Source organism: Microbulbifer maximicatervae (SeqCode) (genome assembly GCF_052467065.1).
In genome coordinates this window covers 3,723,763-3,745,451 of sequence record NZ_CP174299.1, presented here as the reverse complement: position 1 = coordinate 3,745,451, position 21,689 = coordinate 3,723,763, and the positions used below count along the sequence as shown (strand labels likewise).

16 protein-coding genes are annotated in these 21,689 nt (G+C 49.1%); 8 read left to right on the top strand and 8 right to left on the bottom strand.

Going from position 1 to position 21,689, the window contains the following annotated elements:
- Nucleotides 1-228 precede the first annotated feature (228 nt).
- The 4 genes from ACJJI1_RS16630 to ACJJI1_RS16615 all read right to left on the bottom strand — a co-directional run bounded on the left by ACJJI1_RS16630 (nt 229) and on the right by ACJJI1_RS16615 (nt 6,288).
- Nucleotides 229-1,176, bottom strand: a complete 948-nt coding sequence (locus ACJJI1_RS16630; RefSeq protein ID WP_444957322.1) for a hypothetical protein — start codon at nt 1,174-1,176, stop codon at nt 229-231.
- Nucleotides 1,177-1,460: 284 nt separating this feature from the next.
- Nucleotides 1,461-5,402 carry a cobaltochelatase subunit CobN gene (gene cobN, locus ACJJI1_RS16625; RefSeq protein ID WP_444957321.1) on the bottom strand — a complete coding sequence of 1,314 codons (3,942 nt, stop codon included), beginning with the start codon at nt 5,400-5,402 and terminating at the stop codon, nt 1,461-1,463.
- 2 nt (nt 5,403-5,404) lie between these two features.
- Complete coding sequence (locus tag ACJJI1_RS16620; RefSeq protein WP_413665264.1) at nt 5,405-5,758, bottom strand: DUF2149 domain-containing protein; 354 nt, start codon at nt 5,756-5,758, stop codon at nt 5,405-5,407.
- Nucleotides 5,758-6,288, bottom strand: a complete 531-nt coding sequence (locus tag ACJJI1_RS16615) for a MotA/TolQ/ExbB proton channel family protein (RefSeq protein ID WP_413665263.1) — start codon at nt 6,286-6,288, stop codon at nt 5,758-5,760. Before ACJJI1_RS16615 ends, ACJJI1_RS16620 begins: the two co-directional genes overlap by 1 nt.
- A gap of 229 nt (nt 6,289-6,517) precedes the next feature.
- On the opposite strand from ACJJI1_RS16615, the gene ACJJI1_RS16610 reads away from it, so the two are divergent.
- Nucleotides 6,518-8,689 (top strand): TonB-dependent hemoglobin/transferrin/lactoferrin family receptor, encoded by a 2,172-nt coding sequence (locus ACJJI1_RS16610; protein WP_444957320.1) that lies wholly within the window; start codon nt 6,518-6,520, stop codon nt 8,687-8,689.
- A gap of 96 nt (nt 8,690-8,785) precedes the next feature.
- Here the strand turns inward: ACJJI1_RS16610 and ACJJI1_RS16605 are convergent, their stop codons facing one another.
- Together ACJJI1_RS16605 and ACJJI1_RS16600 are read right to left on the bottom strand one after the other, a co-directional pair.
- Nucleotides 8,786-9,373, bottom strand: a complete 588-nt coding sequence (locus ACJJI1_RS16605; RefSeq protein ID WP_444957319.1) for an SRPBCC family protein — start codon at nt 9,371-9,373, stop codon at nt 8,786-8,788.
- Between the two features lie 152 nt (nt 9,374-9,525).
- Nucleotides 9,526-10,437 (bottom strand): LysR family transcriptional regulator, encoded by a 912-nt coding sequence (locus ACJJI1_RS16600; protein ID WP_444957318.1) that lies wholly within the window; start codon nt 10,435-10,437, stop codon nt 9,526-9,528.
- 123 nt (nt 10,438-10,560) lie between these two features.
- Between ACJJI1_RS16600 and ACJJI1_RS16595 the strand changes: the two genes are divergently transcribed.
- Together ACJJI1_RS16595 and ACJJI1_RS16590 are read left to right on the top strand one after the other, a co-directional pair.
- The gene (locus tag ACJJI1_RS16595) at nt 10,561-11,295 is read left to right on the top strand and encodes a glycine betaine ABC transporter substrate-binding protein (protein WP_444957317.1); all 735 of its coding nucleotides are present in this window, start codon (nt 10,561-10,563) and stop codon (nt 11,293-11,295) included.
- A gap of 27 nt (nt 11,296-11,322) precedes the next feature.
- The gene (locus ACJJI1_RS16590; protein ID WP_444957316.1) at nt 11,323-12,429 is read left to right on the top strand and encodes an L-dopachrome tautomerase-related protein; all 1,107 of its coding nucleotides are present in this window, start codon (nt 11,323-11,325) and stop codon (nt 12,427-12,429) included.
- A 44-nt stretch (nt 12,430-12,473) separates the two neighbouring features.
- Here the strand turns inward: ACJJI1_RS16590 and ACJJI1_RS16585 are convergent, their stop codons facing one another.
- Nucleotides 12,474-12,680, bottom strand: coding sequence for a DUF2905 domain-containing protein (locus ACJJI1_RS16585; RefSeq protein WP_282933328.1), 207 nt, complete (start codon nt 12,678-12,680; stop codon nt 12,474-12,476).
- A 122-nt stretch (nt 12,681-12,802) separates the two neighbouring features.
- Between ACJJI1_RS16585 and ACJJI1_RS16580 the strand changes: the two genes are divergently transcribed.
- From ACJJI1_RS16580 to ACJJI1_RS16560, 5 genes are all read left to right on the top strand, one after another.
- Complete coding sequence (locus ACJJI1_RS16580) at nt 12,803-13,969, top strand: PQQ-dependent sugar dehydrogenase (RefSeq protein ID WP_444957315.1); 1,167 nt, start codon at nt 12,803-12,805, stop codon at nt 13,967-13,969.
- 67 nt (nt 13,970-14,036) lie between these two features.
- Nucleotides 14,037-15,689 carry an amidohydrolase gene (locus tag ACJJI1_RS16575; RefSeq protein WP_444957314.1) on the top strand — a complete coding sequence of 551 codons (1,653 nt, stop codon included), beginning with the start codon at nt 14,037-14,039 and terminating at the stop codon, nt 15,687-15,689.
- A 205-nt stretch (nt 15,690-15,894) separates the two neighbouring features.
- The gene (locus ACJJI1_RS16570) at nt 15,895-16,368 is read left to right on the top strand and encodes a GNAT family N-acetyltransferase (RefSeq protein ID WP_413665255.1); all 474 of its coding nucleotides are present in this window, start codon (nt 15,895-15,897) and stop codon (nt 16,366-16,368) included.
- Between the two features lie 286 nt (nt 16,369-16,654).
- Complete coding sequence (locus ACJJI1_RS16565; RefSeq protein WP_444957313.1) at nt 16,655-17,110, top strand: hypothetical protein; 456 nt, start codon at nt 16,655-16,657, stop codon at nt 17,108-17,110.
- A 604-nt stretch (nt 17,111-17,714) separates the two neighbouring features.
- The gene (locus ACJJI1_RS16560; RefSeq protein ID WP_413665253.1) at nt 17,715-18,347 is read left to right on the top strand and encodes a GyrI-like domain-containing protein; all 633 of its coding nucleotides are present in this window, start codon (nt 17,715-17,717) and stop codon (nt 18,345-18,347) included.
- Between the two features lie 325 nt (nt 18,348-18,672).
- Here the strand turns inward: ACJJI1_RS16560 and ACJJI1_RS16555 are convergent, their stop codons facing one another.
- Complete coding sequence (locus ACJJI1_RS16555; protein WP_413665252.1) at nt 18,673-20,889, bottom strand: M3 family metallopeptidase; 2,217 nt, start codon at nt 20,887-20,889, stop codon at nt 18,673-18,675.
- Nucleotides 20,890-21,689 lie beyond the last annotated feature (800 nt).

Genomic DNA, 21,689 nt, shown 5'->3' with positions numbered 1-21,689 from the left:
CAACAATTTCAGCGTGCGAAAGACAATAGAAGAAAAAAGTGAGAGCTCAAAATTTCTCTTCAATTTTGGAATGGAATTTTCTGGTAGAAAAAAGTGAATATAAGGACAAACTGGAAAATCGTAACTAGGCAGGCAATTCAGACAATCTGTTTATTCTTGATTGGGTAGAGATAAAGCTATACGCAATAACTGCAGCGTACAGCAATTAATTGGCCAAAGGTGACACCGTTACTCAACTCGATAGCGCAACAACACCAAATTATCCAGGACTATGTTTTTTGACCAGATAAATTTAGCACCACTGCCATAAAACTGTTTCCGAAAATTCATATACGCCGCTTTATTGTCCACACCTATCTGCTGCTCCGTGTATTCTGTCGCATAAGGCCAAGAAAGATAGCGATCGTCGACTTTCCAATTTTTCGGAATATCCCAGTGCAGAGAATAAACTTGTGCACCTGGTTTTGGGGGCCTCTCAGCACAGTCTGAGGAGGCTCGCTCTTCTCCCCGCTTTTTCAAGCACCCCAAATCATAAATAGGTGCTGTATAAAAAGTTTGTGCATGCCACTTTGAATTCGTCTTGGTACCATCTGAAAAGCTTGCAATAAAGCCACCGTCACCGGCATGGGTGCGGACACCTCTGTTACTCTCTGTGCCCTCCCCTAAGTTCTCCTCCCAGTCAACCGCTTTTACAGCGATATCGTAAGGCCTCTTCACCCTGAACTTAACCACACTGGAGTTAAACGGCGTAAATGGAACCGGATCAACAGCAACTAACTTGCCATTGATATATAGCTCAAAATAATTGTCGGCAAAGATATAACCGGTAACCACCTCACCTTCTTTGTCGATATCGACCACCGGTACCTTTGTAAGATCAATATCATCCAATGAGGATGGAGTGACCCCAGAGCACGGGTTATAGAGATCCGCAGCAAAGTACTGCTTGCTGTAATTCACTTCAGCCGGAACGGTAAAGGCTTTGCCCTCTACCTGCTTCACCCCCATTGGCGACAACCGGGAGCGACCGGAAGCACAGGAAAACAGGTTCTCCGTTTCTACTTTGGCAGAACCCTCAGCCACCGCCCCATTGCTCGAGTAAGGGTTTTCCAGAGACCAGGCATTTGCCGTAATCGATATAAGGCCCAGGAAGGCCGCCTGATATCGTTTTCCCATCGTTCCAACCTCCTTTCGAGAGACAGCTATAGTCGGAAGTGCACCAAGCTGTAGCCCTATTAACCTGACAAGCTGCAAGATTAATGATTTACAAAGTAATCAAAATGCACTTTTCACCTTCTATATAGAAAGCTAACACAGTAAGAGAGTAATAGTTGCCGGGGTCAACAATTCTTAACCCTGTAGCCGAGGCAGTTTTAAGATTATTTACACGGGAGGGGTAAAACAGAGGGGAGTTAACGGCACCCAGCCTTAAGCAGATCGGGTGCCGTTAAAGAAGGGCATTAAGCGGGCTTGGTTCGCACCCACTTATGATCAAAGAAACCGCTGACAAAGCCTGCCAACACAATAGCCATCAACAGTAGCCATATCAGCTTTTCCGGCTTATCACTGGGCGTCGGCTCAGCAACCTGCTCCAGCTTCTGGCCACTGACCTGTTGCGCAGCATTGGCGCTGCTAACCTGAGGGTTATCCAATACCTGGGCATTGGCCAGGGCCGCGAGGCCGAACCCTAGTGCCTGCTGATTGACGAATTCCTTGAACTTGTCATTGTCGGTAGCCACATCAAACTGATTTGCCAGCTCGGTGTAGGTCTCTACCATTTTCTCCAGGGTTTCAGGCTTCGCATCCCAATATTCCTTGCGCACCGCTTCCAGCATTCGCTCCAACATCTGGGCCAGGGCCTCGGCATTGTGCTCTTCGAAGAATTCGCGCATGTCCATTTCATATTTGTCATCCACGTAGACTTCAAACATTTCCTGCCATTGGTCGTCGCGAATGGTTTCCGGAGTCATTACTTCCCAGCCCCACATATTGTTGACGCGATCCAGGATAGCGGTAGCACCTGCGTAGCCGGAGTCCTGCATCGCCTCAATCCAGCGGGGATGGAAGTAACGGCTGCGCATTTCCTGGTTAACGAACTCCGCAAGGGTTTGCGCTTTTACGTTATCTTTGCGACGCAAATTGGAAACATACATTTCCGGCGTTGCGCCATCCAGATTGCGAACCGCCAGACCGATACCGCCAAAGTATTGGAAGGGATCGTCATTGGTCATCATGGCGTAGAGGTTGGTGGAGCGGGAGAAAATCACCCCATCAGTGCCAGACAGCACCTTGCCGTACAGCTCAACACTGCGCTGATCCTCGCTCCAGCGGGATTCATCTTTGCCATAAGCAAAGCCCATGCGGCGCATATAGAGGTCAGCGAGCTTATCATCCCCCTCCCAACTGTCAGAGGCCAGGCTGGCAGCGGCAAGGCCCGTTCCGTAGTTGCCGCTTTCATTGGAGAAGATACGCACCGATGACAAATAGCGAGCATCCTCTTCACTGTTGCCGTCTTCCAGCAGCTGCTGTTGCAATGCCTGGCTGTGGCGGTAGACAAAGTTATTGTCTTCTTTCATCTGCGCCACTTTATCGATGGCTTCTGCCAACCACAGCATCACGTTGGGGAAAGCATCCCGATAAAGGCCTGTCGCAGAGATTACGACATCAATACGCGGGCGCTTTAATTCCGAATAGGGAATAACTTCTGTACCGGTAACATTGCCCTGCTGGTTCCACTTTGGTTTTAGGCCCAGGGCGTGCAGGATCTGGGCTTCCAGGGCCCCCTGGTGGCGCATGGTTTCAAGGGACCACAGGGAGAATGCCAACTTGTCCGGGAAGCGGCCGTGCTTTGCATGGTAGTCAGCAATGGTCTGGTCCATCAGCTGTACACCAGCTTCATAGGCTTCCTTCGACGGCACCTTAGCCGGGTTAAAGCCAATCAGGTTACGGCCGGTGGGCACCGCCTGTGGGTTGCGAATCGGGTCACCCCCATGGCTTACAGGAATGTAGTTACCATCGAGTGCCGACATCAGGTTTTCCAGCTCGGCAATTTTGGCAAAGTTATCGGAGTATTCCCGGGCCTGATCCAACTGGGCCTGCAAGGGCTCAGGAACCTGCTCCAGCTCACCGCCCTCTAGGAAGGTATCCAGCAACTGGAACCCCGCCTGCGCTTCCAAAGCCACAACATTGCGCTCGTCCCGGGTTTGCTCTTCCGGCAAACGCAACCCGTGCTCCGCCTCATATTCATCCGCTGCGGTGATAAACCCTTCACCCAACATTTGCAGCATGGTGCTGGTGAGGTGTTCGGTTTTGGGCAGCTGACCAAAACGATGGATACCCAGCGGCTGGCTCATCTCTGCCAATTGACCCAAATGATCCTGCAAGCGGCTCAGTTGGCCATCAAAATCCGCACTTAAGGCTTCAGCGCTGATTTCCAGATCCTTGAGCATATTGAGCTCTTCGGCCAGACCGATAATACGCTCTTGGGTATTGGCCCGGGTCTGCCCCTCAGACAATACCAGGTAATTGCCAATTAACTCGGACAACTCAGCCACTTCCGCATATAGGCCCGCTTTCGCAAAGCCTGGGGTCAAGTGGCTGATCATGGTGGCACGGCCACGGCGCTTGGCCTGCATAGCCTCTCCCACATTATCGATAATGTAGGGGTAGAACACCGGGATATTTCCCAGGGCCAAGCTAGGTGCATCGTAAACCGACAGGCCCCGCTCTTTGCCACTGAGCCACTCCTGGGAGCCATGGGTTCCAAGGTGAATATAGGCATCGGCACCAAAGGTTTCCCGCGCATAGAGGTAAACCGCCAGGTAGGCGTGGTTCACCGGGGTTTTCATATCGTGGTATAGGGAAGAGTGATCCTTGGCATTGTCCGCGCGAACGCCTTGCGGCAACACAATCAAATTGCCAAGGGTCATCCGGGGAATAACAAATGCAGGCTCGCCGTTATGTTCGGCCAACATGGCATTGTCTTCCGGCTTGCCCCAACGCTCTACAATAGGATCCCGTACAGTTGCAGGCAGTTGGTCAAACCAGGCTTGATAGGTGGACAGCGGCATCCAATCAGCCAGCCCTTTATCGATCAAGGCTACGCTGTCTTCGCGACGATAATAGGGGCGCAACAACTGCCCTGCCCAATCGATAAGGGTTTTCGAATCCCTGATATGTACCTCATAGCCTCTTTCGCGCATTGCCTGGGCAATCGACTCAATCGAGCTGGGTACATCCAGGAAAGCCGCACCGATATTTTTTTCCCCGGGCGGGTAGTTCCAAATAAACGTTGCCACCTTTTTATTGGTGTTGCTTTGATAAGCGAGGGAGGCGTGATTCCAGGCGCGCTCTATCAAGGCCTGCATCTGTACATCCATCACTACTTTATTACCGTCTTTATTAGCAGCGATAATCACCGGATCGATGCTGCCAGTATCTTCAGGCATTACCAGGAAGAATGGAGTCAGGGATGGAGATACACCGCTGTTATCGGCAAAATATTCTTCTTCACTGCCCTCGGTGTAATTGAGTGCATGAATAACCGGCACTCCCAGCTTCTCAAATTCAGCGCGGCGCTTGCTGACATAGTGCAGGGAGCGGTAATTAATCATCAAGTCGACACGGGTATTGCCGCTTTCGGTTTGCAATAAGTCTGGATAGGAAAGCGGCAAGTCTTCGCCTTCAAAGAAGAAGGCAAAAGCTTTGGCACCTTTAGACTCAAGGCCATCCAACAGGGTATCGACAACCTGCTGCTGCTCGTAATCCACCACGGAGCGATGGATAGCCACGGCAATCACTGGCTGCTTCTCAGCAGGCTTTAACCAGTCAAAGAAAAATTCCTCTTTGTCGGTGACAAGCTGCTCCAGGCGGGGATGATAAAAACCTACCTTGGGTACAATTATCGGTTCCGGTACTGAGCCACTGGAAAGTTCAAATACCTCTGCCGACAAAAACTGCATCATATGACGGTAGTTTTTGCGGCCCGCACTATTAAAATAAGCGGCAATCGCCCGATGCTCGGACTCTGCCAACCCCTGGTTCATGGACTTATTGTCCGCATCCCCCAGGGAAATCACCGGAACTTGCGGATGCTTGGCCAGCATTGGCTGGAACTTGCCAAACATAAAAGCAGAAAGCGCCGGGTTGATGCCATCCAGCATTATCAGTTCGGCGGAAGACCAAGCCAGGTCGATTTCCTCATCGCTCTTACCTTTGCTGTTAAAGATCTCCAGCTCAAAGGGTTGGTCTGCAGAGAGATCAGCCAGCAATGTACCTTTCGCCTTGGCCGTGTGGCTCGACATCATCAAGAGTACTTTGGGTTTATCGCTGGCCTGGGCAAAGGTTGCAAAAGCCAAGCTCATCAACAGGCACACAAAACGTGCCCATAGTTTATTACGCACCACTAATTCCCCCCCGAAGCTTTTTCACCGGCGGGAGCATCTTTACCTTCCCCTTCCGGTACATAAACCAGGCTGCCATCGGCCATCTGGTAGGCCACACCTGCACGGGTGCCCTCCCCTGAGCCAATTTCCCCGGTGGATTTGTATTGTTTGATTTCCTTACCGTCCTTGACGATCACTTCCATATTGGGTTCGCCGGCATTTTTAATCACCGTGACCTTTTCATTGGAAAAAACGTTCAAGGGATTTTGCGCAATGGCAATCAGCAGCGCGGCGATAATGACCAGAAACACATCGATCAGGTTCACCGCACTCAGAATAGGATTCAGTTCTTCATCTTCGTCGAGGAAGCGCATCAGTCGGCCTCCTTCAGTTTGCGGATATTGATCAGCTCAGAGGCAAACCAGCGTTTTTTCACTGAGGCGGGCCAGAAGGTAATCGTGGAGATTACCAAGCCCCAGATCACAGCGGCGAAAGCAATAATCAGGTTTTCACTAATTCCCTGGATATTGCCATCGGCCAGGGCGCGAAGTGCCGGCCCCATAGGAATCATGGTGGCAATCAAACCCAACATGGGCGCGATCCGGGTAGCCATGCGAAGAAGTTCCAGTTTTCTCAACGCAAAAACTTCTAATTCGTCGTCACATGCCAAAGGGTTATTCACGTAAAAGTTGTGCACCTGGTAGCCCGGCAGGCGCTCAACCCGACCTTGCTTCAATGCCAACCGATAGGCTCCTGCATTTTTGCGGCGAAGCATCCACAGTGAAATAAAGCGCCCGGCGGCATAAAGCGAGTAGATAAAAAGTACCAGAATCGCCAGTAATACTGGGGCCATAAACAGGTCGGCCACATCCGCCATTAAGGTCTCAATTGATTGAATATTCACTGCAAGCCTCCCAAGCCCCACTATTGATGCCGTTCACAAATTTGAGCGGAAAGTACCCAAAGAAACTTTTAAGGTCAAATTTAATCTAATTGATATTGATTCGCATTTACCTTTACATTTTAATAAGTATCCATATAATCTCGCTCCGAACTGGTCGACAAGACCAAGCGAAAGGGCAACCAGAGACCCTTAACGAGCAGACCGAATCAACGACATCAAGGAATTCACCATGAAACGTCGCCCACTAGCAGCAGCCATTTTGGGCTTAGCCTCCGCCTCAAACCTGTACGCAGAGACCCCGACCTCTCCGTCCAGCAATGAACTCGAGCTGATCGTCGTCAGCGGGCGCGCAGAAAAACCCCTGAAAGACGTTGCGGGCAGCGTTTCCGTGGTGACCAATGAAGAAATTGAGCAGCTTCAGCTCAATGACATGAACCAGTTGTTCCAATACGAGCCCGGTGTTGAAGTAACCGGTGAGGCTGGCGGCGCGCAGAATATTCTGGTGCGCGGCATGGGCGGTGACCGTGTACTGATTATCAAAGACGGTATGCGGGTGAACGAGGGTTATGGCGCCAATGGCCAAAACGACATTATTGGTCGCGGCTTTATTGAAGTGGACACCCTAAAGCAGGTTGAAGTTGCCAAAGGCGCAGCCTCCTCCCTGTACGGTTCAGACGCCCTTGCCGGTATCGTAGTATTCACCACCAAAGATGCTTCCGACTACCTGGAAGATGGCGAGCAGTTTGGCGGCTCTATCAAGACCGGCTACAACGGCATCACCAGCCAGAAAAATGTTTCTCCTACCCTTGCCCTGCGCACCGGCAATTTTGAGCAACTGCTGCACACCACCTTCCGCGATGGTGAAGAACAACAGAACTACGACGAAACCCAGGCCCCCTTCGAGATTGAATCGAAGAGCATCCTGTACAAGGGTAAATACAACCTGGATGGCGAAGACTTCATCAGCTTCAGCATCGACCACTGGAACCAGGAAACTGTCGGTGACAGTGCCGATGGCCTGCTGTATTACTTCCGCGGACTGGCCGACTACGGCTACAACATCGTCGCTGAACAATCTGTTTCCGACAAAGAGACCACTGCATACCAGCTCCGCTACCACAGCGAGACTCCAACTGCGATTTACGATCAGGTAAATATCAGCTTGTACAACAACAAGTCTGAACAGGAAGACGAGCAGTACGGGCAACTGGACATCAACGCCCCCATGTTCGGTGTGATCGAAATCCGCGACATGTGGGAAACCGGCCTCTACCGCCAGGACACTATCGGCCTGCTGTCCAACGCCAGCAAAACCCTGAATGAGACCCACACCCTGGGTTACGGCCTGGACCTGGAGCAAACCGAGAGCGAGCGTACCGTTCACCAATACCGTGAAGTTGCGGGTAGCTCCACCCTGGACTCCACCACCGAGAAATTCCCAGAAAACGAGGTGGCGCGCGCCGGCCTGTTTATCAATGACGAAATGTCATTCGCCAATGGCCAGCTGACCGTTACCCCGGGGCTTCGCTACGACTGGTACGAGATGGACCCCAACGGTGCATTGAAGTCTGATGACACTCCATTTGCCACCATTGAAGAAAGCAATGTCTCCTTCAACCTGGGCGCGCTGTACCGAATCAATCCGAAACTGTCCGCCTTTGCCCAATACGGACAGGGCTTTAAAGTGCCGGCCTACGATTTAGCCTATATCGAGCACTACCTGCAGCCGACCTCCAGTTACATCTACGAGGTTCTGCCCGCCGACGATCTGTCACCAGAAACCAGTGACACCTTCGAACTCGGCCTGCGCGGGCACCTGGGCCCGGTAGCTTTCAGTACTGCAGCGTTTTATACCGAATACGATGATTTCCTGGAAACCACTTTAATTCACCAAGAATTTGTAAATGGTGATGACGGCAGTTTCTCCCATGTATTTGAACAGTACCAGTACCAGAACATCGAATCTGTCACCATCAAAGGTATAGAGGCGAGCGCCAGCTGGTACCTATCTCCAACAATCGAGTTGTTTGCAAATGCCAGCTACCAGCGCGGCGAAAACGACACCACCGGTGAATACCTTACCAGCATCAGCCCACTTTCTGGCGTGGTCGGTGCAAGCTACAGCGGAGCCAAACTCTCCAGCCAGGTACTGGTGCGCTGGGCAGACCGCATGGAAAAAGTGAACGACGGCGCTACTGAAACTGCCGGTTATGGCACTGTAGACTGGACCCTGGGTTATCAGGTAATGGACTCCATGTCTGTGAACTTGGCGGTTAACAACCTGATGGATAAATACTACGTTCCCTACCTGAATGTTGCAGGCTGGGATGAAGGTAGCGATCTTTCTGTCAATGCGGCGCCGGGGCGTACTTTCTCTGCGTCAATCAGATACGATTTTTAATTAACGAGCTTTACACTCTCCTATCTCGCAAATAAGTCCCTTGATGGCCGTACTCCCATGCGGCCTTTTTTTATTTTGCAGCGTCAAAAAATACAATTAATCCTTGTAAATCTTCTCCATCATTTCTTTCACTTCCGCCTGGTATAGCCGCAATGCTTTTAACAGCTCAAGTCTGAATAGCGGCATATAAAGCAAGTACACTAGCTGATAAATTGGGTTCGCAGAGTGCATTTTGAAATAACACTGTCTCTCCCAGTGACTTGCCCCACCCTTCATTTCGGTAATGGTGTAACTGAAATGGCCCGTGATGTGTTTAGTAATTGGTAAAAATAATAGAACCAGCGCACCACCGTAAATCGTCTTCCCCTCCCAGGAAATTTTATTGGGCCGCTCATAATTTATTAATTGATGCTTCATTACGTGGTAGCCCGTAATCCCCCAATATTTTTCGATCGCCACGCTACCTACAGTGGACTTATCGCCCCCCAGATTGTATTCCGCAAATAAAGTGTTCGGATATTTGCTTTCCCAATTTCGCAGGTCTACCACATAATCAAACAAGGCTTCGGGTGGAGATTGTATAATGGCCGCATTTTTGTAGAAGTAGGACTTGTCTTTAAAATACAGCACCAGGCAAATCAACACATACAGAATAATTACCGCATATATGATGTCTAGTATCATCAACTGCCTCCACCACTAAAAAACTTAATACCGGCACTGATATAAATGAACTAGAAAGTCACAAGCCTAATTATAGAAGAATAAAAAAATGCCATAGCTTTACGGCCTGAATTCAAAATAAATAAAGATAACAATCAACTTGAGAGGGGCGATTAAATCCTCGCAGAAGTGGACATAAACTTCATGGCCAATCGGTCTGCAAATACCGTCACCCGGCGCGGCTGGGCCCGGCTTGGAGGGAACAACATTTGAAGTGGTACTGGCGGTGGAGTGTACTTTTCTAACAGGCGAACCAGCCTGCCCGCCTGAATATCCGGCCCTACATCCAGTTCCGATTTTAAAATAATGCCACTTCCCTTCAGGCACCACTGACGAGCCAGTTCCCCGTCATTGGTCACCCGGTCACCGCGCACCACCACAGTTTGCTCACTTCCCGATCCATCGCAGCCGCCGAGAAAGCGCCAGTGGTTGTCCAGGTTTTCACCGAAACGCATCACCAGACAGTTGTGGCCCTTCAGGTCGTCAGGCTTTTGTGGAGTGCCGCGCTCTTGTAAATAGCTGGGAGAAGCGCAGAGGATGCGCTGCTTTTGGCTCAGGGTCCTGACCCGAAGTGAACTGTCGGTGATTGCGCCGAAACGCAAGGCAATATCAATACCCTGACCAACAATGTCCACATAACCATCCGACAACAGCAATTCAATAGAAATAGCCGGGTGATCCAGTAAGAAGCGGTCAATTTCCGGGGCCACAATCGCACGCCCCAAGTCGCAGGGGGCACTTACACGAATGCCACCGGATAGGGTCTGTGCTCCTGATCGAATACGGCTTTCAAGGTCATCTACTTCGCCCAGAATCTGTTTAGCACCCTCAATCAGGGTACGCCCTTCCTCTGTCAGGCTAATTGCCCGGGTTGTTCGATTCAATAACACCACACCGAAGTGCGACTCCAATGCCGCAAGGCGCTCGGAAACCCTACTGGAAGATAGGCCCGAGTCCCGCGCTGCGGCGACCAGGCTACCTTTATCAACAATTTGCAGGAACAACTTGAGATTATCTATCAGCATTGATCGGAAATACCGAATATTGATTTCTATTAATAGCAGTTTATCCGGTAAATCAAAGCAACCACAATACCCCTATCGCAGTAAATACTGCACAGTCACAAACTTACACTAGGGAGTTTCGGTATGAATAACAGTATTCGCATCGGACACATTGCGCTCTCTTTCCACGAGGCCAGCGCTCGGGAAGTCGCCAAGGTTCTTGAGGCTCACGGCCACCAAACCAGCTTCAAGTCCGCCCCCCATGAGGCGGCCTTCGAGCTGTTAAAAAACGGGGAAATCGACCTTTTAACTTCGGCCTGGCTGCCCTCCAGCCACGAGGTCTACCTGAATCCCCTGCTGGACCAGGTAGAAAAAGTGACCGTGCTGTATGAGCCCTACTGTATCTGGGGCGTGCCGGATTATGTGCCCGATAATGCAATTGCCAGCGTTGATGACCTACTCAGCGAACCCGCCCTCACCCATATGGATCGCCTGATCCAGGGAATCAATCCCGGTGCCGGTATTAGCCGCTTTTCCGCTGAAATGATCCAGGCCTATGGCCTCGATAAGGCAGGTTACGAATTCCGACCGGGAACAGAAGCGGACTGCTTCAACCGTTTTGAAGACGCCGTAGCGCAGGAGCGCTGGGTAGTGATCCCCTTGTGGCACCCGCAATTTCTCCACAACCGCTACACCATCCGCGCACTAAAAGAGCCCAAAGGGCTTCTCGGCACTCAAGATGAAGCAACGCTCATCGTGCGCAAAGATGCCAAACAGAAAATTGGCAGCGCCGCCCTGGCTGCACTGTCCCAGCTTTATATCGGCAACAAAAAACTCAGCGCCTTGGAAGATGCGCTGCGCAAACAAGCCAAAAACTAAGACACCGTAAAATTTAAGGAAGTCGCAATGAAGCCCCCGAAAATACTATTTGCCGCACTGGCTCTTGCAGGTGTTGGCAGCTTAGCCTCCAGCGTCTCTCACGCAGCTGAAGCGAAGTCACTGCAAACAGTCACTGAATTCAGCGAGTCCCGCGCTGCCGGTGTCACTGTCACCCCCAATGGCCGGGTACTGGTCAGCATGCACCCACTGGATGCGCCAAAACTAAAAGTACTCGAGGTAATGGCCAACGGCTCCAAGCAACCCTTTCCCAATCGAGATTGGGCGGATGGGTCTGAGCAGGGTGAAGTGGGTTTTGGATCAGTAATTGGCATTCACTCTGACAGCAAAGGCATCGTCTGGATTTTGGATATGGGCGGTGAAAATACACCCGTCCAACTTGTCGCCTGGGACAGTGTCAACAATAAACTGCACCAACAGATTGAAATTTCCAAGCCAGCATTAGTGGAAAATTCATTTCCGCAGGATTTTGCCTTGGATGAAAAGCGCCAAAAAATCTACATCGCCGATATGTCCTTCGGTAATTTTAACGGCGCGACCAAACCGGCAATTATTGTCGTCGACCTGAAAACCGGTCACTCCCGGCGCGTACTGGAAAGCGCTAATGAATTTATGCCGCCAAAGCGAGATCTCATCATCGGCGGAGTTTTGCTAGCGGCTAAAACTGAAGGTGATACGAATAAAAGCCTGCACTTTGGTCTCAACCCCATTGCCCTGGACGACAAGGCTGAATGGCTCTACTTTGGCAGCCTCAGCGGCGATAAAATCTTCCGCCTTCCTGCGGCACAGTTGGCGGACGCCGATATTTCCGAGAGTAAACTAACCGCACAAATTGAAGAATTTGGCCCCAAAAACCCCAGTGATGGCATTGCAATGGCACCGGAAGGTGGCGTGCTGGTTACCGACCTGCAGAATAACGCCATTGGACTGACCACCCAGGGCAATTACCAAATCCTGTTACAGGACAAACAGCTCTCTTGGCCTGACAGCCTCGCTATTAGCAATGGCTGGGTATATATAACCCAGGACCAACTTCACCAGCATCCTGCTTTCAGTTCTGGCCTTGGTAATGCCAAGCCACCCTACAAGCTGATGCGCTTCCGCTACACTCCATAAACTCCCTCTCACCGCCAGGAGATAGTTGCCCTGGCGGTTTTTTATTAACGTCGAAATAAATTCACCAGTAAACTCAATACCAAACTAACGATAATCATCGATACAATTGGAAAGTAAAAACGGGTGCGCCCCGACTCCACACGAATATCTCCCGGCAAGCGCCCGAACCAGCTGAATAACCCTGGGGAAAAGTGCAATAGCACCCCAACCAACACTAAAATTATTCCTGCGATAATCAACCAGCGGGACATCTATTCACCTCCCTACAGAGTGATTTAACGCCCTGACAATTACCCTGGCGCACTGCCTGGACATTCCCCAGTGACTACTCTATCTATGCTCAATCCCGAGACAAATCGATAGAGGCCATGTGGTGAAATACCTCCTTAGTGTAGTTGTCACAACCTGCATCTTTTTTAGCACTGCTGCCAATAGCCAGGGTAATCCTTTAATTTCCCGAGGCACTATCCCGCTCGCCGAAGAGGTTACCCTTGCTTCAGTCGCCGGCCCACTTGAATACCCTTGGGGTATAACCAACCTGCCCGATAGAAGTTTTCTTATCACCCAGCGCAGCGGACAACTCAGAATTGTAAAAGATGGAAAATTATTGGCAGAACCTATCGGGTTTCCAGCAGAAATCTTGTTTCTTGGCCAAGGGGGCCTACTGGATATCGCTGTGAGCCCCACCTTCCCTCAAGACCAGATGCTCTACTTCAGCTATGCCATTGGCAATATGGACAACAACCGACTTGCCATTGGTCGGGCTAAATGGAATAACGGCAAGTTGGAAAACTTTGAAGAGATATTCAAGTCCGCGCAGGGTAAAAATAACGGCGCACACTTCGGTTCCCGGCTCGCCTTCCTACCCGATAAAACGTTGCTGGCTACCATTGGCGATGGCGGTAATCCCCCACAAGAATTCCTCGATATTTTTGCCAGGGAACAGGCCCAAAACCTACAAACCCACTTCGGCTCTATTATTCGTATTAATGGGGACGGTTCTATTCCCGACGACAACCCTTTCAAAAACCAAGCAGATGCCCTGCCGCAAATCTGGAGCTTTGGCCACCGCAACCCCCAAGGATTGGTGATCGATCAACAAAGTGGAGAGATCTGGTCCTCCGAACACGGCCCCGCTGGAGGCGATGAATTGAACCGCCTCAAAGCTGGCAGTAACTATGGCTGGCCAAGGGTCACTTTTGGTCGGGACTACCGGGATGGTTCCAATATAGCCTTTAAAATCGAGGATCCAGAATTTACCTCGCCCGCACTGGCCTGGCTCGATACCCATGCCCCTGGAGGACTGGCCTTCTACACCGGCAATGCCTTCCCCGAATGGAAAGGACGGCTTATTTCCGCCGGATTAGTTAGCGAAGATTTAAGGATCATTCAGATAAAAGATGGCGCTGCCATTGGCGAGCTAAGGATACCTATTGGGGAGCGCGTACGCGACGCAGAAGTTGGCCAGGATGGCAGTCTTTACATATTGACCGATGGCCCCAAAGGCCGTTTACTGCGCATAGATCCAGCAAAACAATAACTCGAATTTTAAGATATTCGACTAGTTGGGGCGAGGTTCAAAAGTCGCCCTATAAGGCAAGCTATCTATGCGTTTTTTCCGCCCCCTTACCGCCACTCTACTTATGGCCACCTCACTGTGTGTTCAGTCCGCCACGCTGATTCACAATGTTTCCGGCTACCAAACTACTGATGATCAACTACTCACGTTCGATGCTTTAGCCTTTGATCAAGGTAAGGTACTGGCAACTGGAAGCTATCAACAGCTGGAAAAGCAGTTCCCTACAGCCGACAGAATTGACGCGCAAGGTAAAACCCTACTCCCAGGCCTAATTGATGCCCACGGCCATATGCTGGGCCTGGGCCAACTCACCGGGGAATTGGACTTACGCGATCACTCCCTTGCACAAGCACTCTCAGCCATCAAGAAGTACGCCCGGGATCTGGGGCCCGACGAATGGCTATCGGGCCGTGGCTGGAACCAGGTTACCTGGCCCAACAAAGCTTTCCCAACCCGTAAACAACTGGATAAATTGGAAATCAAGCAGCCAATTTGGTTGCGCAGGGTCGATGGCCACGCAGGTTGGGCCAATTCCAGGGCCCTGGAGTTAGCGGGGATCGACAAGGAAACCCAATCACCAGATGGCGGTGAGATTCTACGGGATGAAAACGGCAACCCGACAGGCATCCTGATCGATAACGCTATGAGCCTGATGTACACGGCGATACCCGCACCTACTTTAGCCCAGGAGAAAAAGAATCTACAAAATGCATTTACCACCGCTCTCTCCCTGGGATTAACCAGTGTGCATGATGCGGGTATCAGCGAACAGACCCTGAACGCCTACCAAGACCTGGCAAATAAGAAAGCCATCCCGTTGCGTATTTACCCCATGCTTTCAGTAGATAGCCACAACTATACCCAGTTACTTCAGGCGGGGCATATTGGAGAGCCATCGGACCGGCTGTATATGCGCAGCATCAAACTTTCCGCCGATGGCGCCTTGGGAAGCCGAGGCGCTGCCCTGCTGGAGCCCTACCACGACCGTCCTCAGGAAAAGGGGCTGCTGCTCTACCCGGAAGACAAAATGTTGGCTTTGCTCAAGCTGGCTACCGACAATAACTTCCAGGTTAACGTACATGCGATCGGCGACAGGGCTAACCATATCGTACTGAACCATTTGGAAACCCTAAACAAGGCAGAGAGCCAAGCTAGCTATCGTCATCGCGTGGAGCACGCCCAGGTTATTGAGGTGGAAGATATTCCGCGCTTCGCCCGGCTCAACCTGATTGCCTCTATGCAGCCCACTCACGCTACCAGCGATAAGAACATGGCCGGCGACCGCCTGGGGAATGAGCGCCTGATCGGCGCCTACGCATGGCAGACACTGCTGGAGCAAGGCACTCCCATCGCCGCAGGTTCCGACTTCCCTGTAGAACCTGCAAACCCGCTTTTCGGTCTACACGCCGCAGTTACCCGCCGCGACCGCCAGGGAGACCCCAGTAAAGGCTGGCGCACTGAAGAAGCTATGACTCTGGAGCAAGCCCTGCGCGCCTTTACCCTGGATGCAGCCTATGCCAGCCATCAAGAGAAAGTCATCGGCAACCTTGAAGCCGGGAAGTTCGCCGATTTTATTTTGCTGGATAAGGATATTTTTACGATGGCTCCCCAGGAGATCTGGAAAGTACAAGTTCTGGAGACCTGGGTTGAAGGAGAACAGGTATACCGTAAACCCCTGTAGCCAATCACTGACCTTCATTTTTCCCGCACTTCAAATCTGCGAATACCGGCGAAAGCCGGTATTCGCAGAAACAACGACTGCCCCATAATTCACTAAGAGCCTTGTATTGCGCTATTGCTATACTACTTTTTGTGGATACGAGAAAACTTTATTGATAAAGCGCATATAGGTTAACGCCTCAAATAGAAACCAAGTAGACCGCGCTATGAAATACATCCAAATACCCGTAAGCGATGCACCTTTATATCTTCTACTCGAAGCAGATCCCTCTAAGAAGAAAATAGACAGCTATTTACCTGAATCCTGGTGCTTCGCAGCAATTGATGCTGGCGTTGTGGAAGGTATATGCGTAGTAAAAGAAATTGATACCGCAATCGCTGAGATTTTCAATATCTCAGTTTCTCCTGAAATGCGACAGCAAGGGATTGGATCAAAACTGTTAAAGTTCTCTCTATCAGAGCTCATCACCAGGGGAGTTCATAGAGTTGAATTGAGCACCGGTACATTTGGTTACCAACTAACGTTCTACCAACGCCATGGGTTCAGGGTTGAAACCGTCATTAAAGATTATTTCTTACATAATTACGATCAGCCCATTATTGAAGATGGGGTACAACACAAAGATGCCTTAAGGCTACTATTAGAAATTACAAGACATACAAAAAATCAACAAAACTAAAAAACAACAAATCTTTTGACTAAGATTTATCCGTGAAATTGGTACATTCTTACTTTCTAAAAAAGATTCCCACTCACATCTTCACCAAGGCCAAAGCCCCAACCTTGAATTTTTACAGGAAAGCTTAATTGTCGCAATTGTCCTGAAATTATTAAAATGATATCAATCTAAACCATCATTCTAACTTGATAATTTTGAAAAGAACTGAGATTATCTTTTAGTAATCTAGACTATTAAGAGATTACAGGAAACCCACCTCATATAACGATTATCGAGCATAGGAAATATGCAAGCACTAAGAAAATTCTTAAATAGACTATTTTTTGGGTTAGGATTTAGCATAGCATGCCTTGGCACTGCTACTCCATTGAGTGCTTTCGCCGCAGAGAGAAAAGCTCCTCTTTGGAAAATGGGTATTGATAAACGTATAGAAGCCGCAACAGCAATCATTGCCACCGAATTTAAAGAGGGAGAAAATGGCAATTTGACGGAAATAGTCTCAGAAGTACTTAAATTGGACGATGGTGTCGATTTACATTTTAAAGTGGGTGATGTGTACAATGAAAAAATAGAAAACGAGGCCGGCATTCGAAAAAATAAAATTAGCGGGCAAATCATATTTATGGCTGGCAACCCCGCTAAGATGGTGATAGCTGGCTCCTATGCAGGTGATAAAATTGGCGGCATGTCGGGCCTCCCTATCAAGGCTCTCAAACAGAAAATAGAAGCGGAGCGCAATTAACCTGTAGAAATTTAGTTCTGCCTTATAGATCAATACTCACAGCATAAGCTCAGCAGAGATCCACAACCAAATCTAATAATCACATAAGGGCAATATTAACGGGCCAGCATGTCGATCGTGTATCCGCCCCTCCGGTGACGATCTAGATGACTCTAGTTAAAACCACTTTACTCCCCTGTCAAGGTAATCCTCTCCAAGTTGAATACTAGCGCTAGGCTCCAAGTCGATGCATATGCGATCGGCGACGGAGCTAACCTTACCACCTCGATATAACCTACCCACGTTACTAGTAATAGTATCGCCCCACTATTGAAGGCGGAGTCCAACACAAAGACATATTGCGACTCTTACTAGATCTTACAAGTAGACGGTAGTAAAGCTATCGGCGGTGTAATAACTACCCTAAATAATAAACGTGCGCCTTTCAATCATCACTCTTCACACCGGGCTCCAAGTCGTCGTAACGCCATTCAGTTATAAGTGAAAATTTCCTTTCATCTAATCTAACTTTACCTGCCAAACATCAACATTAAACCACTCACCTTGAATACTGTATTTATAAACAGTAAACTTAAAGCGACCTAGAAAAAACCAAGGGAATACTATGCCAGTAAAGCATGAATGGCGAAAAAAAGAAAAATCTCTCTATCTCCCTAAAACTCAACCTGAAGTTATCGATATTCCTAAACTTAATTACATTACTATTCATGGAGAAGGCAGCCCTGCTGGGGAGGCATTCACGAACTGTATCGGTACCCTATATTCCTTGGCTTATGCCATCAAGATGCTTCCCAAAAAAACGGATGAGAAGCCGACTGGATACTTTGATTTTACAGTCTATCCATTAGAGGGAGTCTGGGACATCAATGAAAAGGCCAAAGAGAGTTATTCTGGGGAGATCAAAAAAGAAGATTTAATCTATAAGCTGATGATACGTCAGCCTGATTTTGTCGAGCTACCCTTTTTCAAGGAAATACTTAACTACGTTAAGAACAAAAAACCAAATCCATTACTGAATCAAGTTAACTTTGAGACTATTTTAGAGGGGAAGTGTGTACAAATGCTCCACTTAGGGAGATTTGAGGATGAGCCTATCAGCTTTGAGAAAATGGAAGCTTTTGCTAAAGATCAGGGCTTAAATCGCCTATCCAAGGTACACAAGGAAATTTATCTTTCAGACACAAGAAAAGTTGCACCGGAAAAATTGAAAACCGTATTAAGGTTTCGGGTTAGCTAAACAATGGCTTATTTTCACCCCCACAACCAACTTTTATCATCAGATCCCCCCCAGTATCCCAAACCCTATTTTAGTACCAGCTATACACTAACTCTTATCAAGAAACCCTCCAATTCTTAAAGCCATTTATTAAGTTATACACCGGGAATATATTCAAGGTGTTAATGTTTCCAGCTAAGTTAATTAGCGCCTGCGGCTAAACAAGTAAAAGAACTTCACAGAGGGTGAGATCAGAAACCAGCTGAAATACTCACAGACCAAGTTAAACCAATAAAAAAAGCCGCATCGAAGGATGCGGCTTTTTTGTCACGGGGACTATTGCTAATTAGTCCTTAACAGCTACCGTGCTCGCTTTCTTTTCAGGGATCGGGAAGCCACGATCGCGCATTAATGCTTCGATATTGGCATCGCGACCACGGAAAGAGCGGTAAGCGTCTGCCGGGTCCAACGCATTGCGAGGAGCGAACAAGTATTTCACCAGTCTCGCAGCTACTTCCTTATCGTAGAAGCCACCTTTGGACTCAGCGAAAGCCTCAGAGGCATCGGAGGTCAGTACGTCGGCCCACATGTAGCCGTAGTAGCTGGCCGCATAGCCTTCACCGGAGAAGATATGACCAAAATGAGGAGAGCGGTGACGCATCACCAGTTCATCCGGCATACCCAACTTCTTCAAAGTTTCACGTTCAAACTTGTCTGGATCGATACCTTCAGGATCAGCAGTGTGGAACTTCATATCCACCAGTGCAGATGCCAGGTACTCAGTAGTGCTAAAGCCTGAGTTGAACTTGGCTGCTTTCTTGATCTTTTTCACCAGATCCGCAGGGATCGGCTCACCAGTTTTGTAGTGCACCAGATAGTTATCGATTACCGCATCGGTAGACAACCAGCGCTCTAGCAGCTGAGACTGAAACTCAGTGTAGTCACGCACACCGCCATTTAAGGTCGGATAAGTAACGTTGGACGCAAGGAAGTGCAGCGCATGGCCAAACTCGTGGAAGAAAGTCTCTGCATCATCCCAGCTTACCAGTACAGGCTCACCGGGAGCGCCCTTGATAAAGTTGGAGTTGTTGGAAGAGAGAACGTTCTTCTTACCATCGAAAGTGGAGTGGTCGCGGTACATGGTTGCCCAGGCTCCAGAACGCTTACCCGCGCGAGCAAATGGGTCCAGGTACCAGAGGCCGATATGGTCGCCGCTCGTCTTATCGGTAACTTCCCAGACCTTAACATCTTCATGGAATACCGGTACTGAGCCTTCCTTCACTGGAGTGAACTCAAAATTGAACAGCTCTCCAGCCACATAGAACATGGCTTCACGCAGGTTATCCAGCTGCAAGTACTGTTTAACTTCATCGGAGTTCAGGTCGTACTTGGCCTTGCGAACTTTTTCTGCGTAGTAGCGGTAGTCCCAGGGCTCAATAGTGATATTGGCTTTTTCAGCATCAGCCACAGCCTGCATATCAGCCACTTCTTCTTTCACGCGACCAACTGCAGCCGGCCATACCGCTTCCATCAACTCCATGGCACGCTCAGGTGATTTGGCCATACGATCACGCAAGCGCCACTGAGCGTAGTTGTCAAAGCCTTGTAGGCCGACACGCTCATCGCGCAGCTTCAGGATTTCAGCGATAATGGCGTTGTTATCGCGCTCATCACCATTATCACCACGACTGTAGTAATTGGTCCAAATCTGCTTACGCAACTCGCGATTGTCAGAGTAAGTCAAGAAGGGATCCATGGAGGAACGGGTATTGGTGATCGCGTACTTACCTTTTTCGCCCTTCTCTTCCGCCATTGCTGCCGCTGCGGCGACAAAGGAATCCGGTAGGCCGCCCAGCTGATCTTTTGTCAGGAAGATATCGTAACCTTCCTCATCAGCCAGTACATTGTTGGAGAACTTTGTATAGAGCTCCGCCAAGCGCTTGTTGATTTCTGCATAGCGCTCTTTCTTTTCCCCTTCCAGGGTGGCGCCATTGGTTGCGAACTGGGTATATACCAACTCGACTACGCGCTTCTGCTCAGCGTCCAGATCCATCGACTCACGCTGATCATAGATAGACTTGATGCGCTTAAAGAGGGCCTTGTTCTGGTAAATTTTGGACTCGTAGTCAGCCCACAGAGGTGCCAGTTCACGCTGGACCTTACGGAATTCCGGGGAGGACATATTGCCGGCCCAGATTCCATAATAAGAAGATGCACGACCCAACTCTGCACCACTGCGCTCCATCGGAACAAAAGTATTGGCGAAAGTAGGCTTGGCAGGATCGGCGGCGATGGCGTCCAGCTCCGCCAGATTCATCTCAATACCCTTCTCAATTGCGGGCTTGAGATCTTCAAGATTCATCTTGTCAAACGCAGGAACACCACCAAAAGGACCTGTCCACTCCGCCAATAGCATGTTGCTGGCGTGCTCCGGACTAACAGTCATGGACTTCTCGGCATTCACGGTATCTTTGACCACCTCAGCCTGTTGTGTCTTTTCACCACAACCGCCCACTACCGCAAGAGCTGCGGCCACGGATAGTGCGATCATTGTTTGACGCATCGGTATCTCCTCTAGGATAGAGCTTTGTAATAGTTTTAAGAGCGGGAGTTTAACCCCAGTTGGCCTATGCCCGCCAATACTACCGCCATTCTCAGCCAAGGCTGCGACAGAGTGAAGGAAATACACGACGACCTCCTTTAGCTTTGACCATATGGTCTAGGCGTCCCAGCTGCCCACACCTCTCCTACTCAACGATCCCTTCTGAAGTAACCAATTCAGTAAATTCGACCCAAACCTCCTACCCGGTCAAAATCAGCTTATTTCCGTCACCGCCGGAATCTCACTTAAAACTCAACATAAATAAAGCCTTCAGCAGCCAGCTAATACAACTCCACACCTTTGTTTGCCTTTTGAAAATAAAAGTTCGCTGTCTTGCAGCTAAAATTGAGCCTTTAAATCAGAGGAGTTTTGGAACAGCAATCAAAAATTCACTTACAACAGTAAACAACCTATAAAGCCGCACCTAAACTCAATACAAGCAAACACATTTAAATATATTTAGAAAAACCTATTCCCATTCATAATTAGGTGAAAATTTTTCCTCTACTCAAAAAAGCCACCTCAACATAAAAGCCACAATTACTGGAAATATTTTCCCATAAGAAAATGCAATTAGCGACAACCCGTAAAATTATCAGAATATTTACCACATATATCAATGAAATTAGGAAATAAAGCTAAGGGTGCTCAATAAACTCAACCACCTTATGCAATTTTTTATAATTATTTCCATTAAAAAATACTATTAAAACTTCAAAACAATATTTATCTAATCAAGACAGATCGGGCAATATTTAAAC